We start from the raw sequence: 1,285 nt of genomic DNA, 5'->3' as shown, positions 1-1,285 counted from the left end.
GTGCTCGACCGGATGACCCGCATCGCCGTTGGAGGCAAGAAATGACCGTCGCCGTCGATTTCAGGAACGTCGATATCGTTTTCGGCGCCGACCAGGCCGGATCGCTGAAGATGATCGACGCCGGCGCCAGCCGCGCCGAGATCCTCGAAAAGACCGGCAATGTACTGGGCTGCGCCGGCGCCAGCCTGACCGTGAACGAGGGCGAGATCTCCGTTCTGATGGGCCTCTCCGGTTCGGGCAAGTCGACATTGCTGCGGGCGGTCAACCGGCTCAACGTGGTGTCGCGCGGCCAGGTGCTGGTCAAGGATGGCGACAAGACCGTCGATGTCGTCACCTGCGACGAGGCGACCTTGCGGCGCCTGCGCCAGAAACAGGTGGCGATGGTGTTCCAGCAGTTCGGCCTTTTGCCCTGGCGCACGGTGGAGGAGAATGTCGGTCTCGGCCTCGAACTGGCCGGCGTCCCAGAAGCCGAGCGCAAGGAGCGCGTCCAACGCCAGCTCAAGCTGGTCAATCTCGACCAGTGGTCGAAGAAATATGCGCATGAGCTTTCGGGCGGCATGCAGCAGCGCGTCGGCCTGGCGCGGGCCTTCGCCACCGAGGCGCCGATCCTGTTGATGGATGAGCCGTTCTCGGCGCTCGACCCGCTCATCCGCACCAAGCTGCAGGACGAATTGCTGCAGCTGCAGGCTGAATTGAAGAAGACCATCATCTTCGTCAGCCACGACCTCGAGGAGGCGCTGAAGATCGGCTCCCACATCACCATCATGGAGGGTGGGCGCATCGTGCAAACCGGCGCGCCCGAAGACATCGTGCTGCGGCCCGCCAACGACTATGTCCGAGACTTCATCGCCAATGTGAACCCGCTGTCGGTGCTGACCGCCTGGAACGTGATGCGCGACCGTCGTGATCTGGAGCACGGCAAGGACGGCTGGGTCTGGCTCGACCGCCGCAAGACGACGCGCTTCAAGATCGACGATCACGGGCTGGTGGCGGCGGCCGAACGCGACGGCAAGCCGGCGGTCTGGGTGTCGTGCGCCGACGTCGAAGGCCAATCCGAGGAAGCCGCGCAAGTGTTCTGGGCCAATCCCGGCACCTCGCTGAAAACCGTCATGCTGGCCATGCACCGTTCGCAGACCGCTCCGGTAGCGCTGTTTGACGACCAGTCGCGCTTCGTCGGCGCCATCGGCATTCGCGACGTGCTGAGCGCGGTGTTGCGGCGGTAGTTTCTCCGGAATCCAACGGCGGCGAGGCGCGGCGACCGGGCGCGCCTTGTTTTTTTTCCGCC

At 64.8% G+C, this 1,285-nt stretch carries 1 protein-coding gene; it reads left to right on the top strand.

All coding sequences use genetic code 11. The features are described from left to right. The first annotated feature begins 41 nt into the window (after nt 1-41). Nucleotides 42-1,223 (top strand): choline ABC transporter ATP-binding protein, encoded by a 1,182-nt coding sequence (gene choV / locus ENZ75_RS26545; RefSeq protein WP_024504539.1) that lies wholly within the window; start codon nt 42-44, stop codon nt 1,221-1,223. Nucleotides 1,224-1,285: the final 62 nt, after the last annotated feature.

The organism is Mesorhizobium sp. M7A.F.Ca.CA.002.04.1.1, from assembly GCF_004022805.1.
Classification (GTDB): Bacteria; Pseudomonadota; Alphaproteobacteria; order Rhizobiales; family Rhizobiaceae; genus Mesorhizobium; species Mesorhizobium ciceri.
Note: the sequence above shows the minus strand (reverse complement) of the source record. Positions and strands in the feature narration are given on the sequence as shown.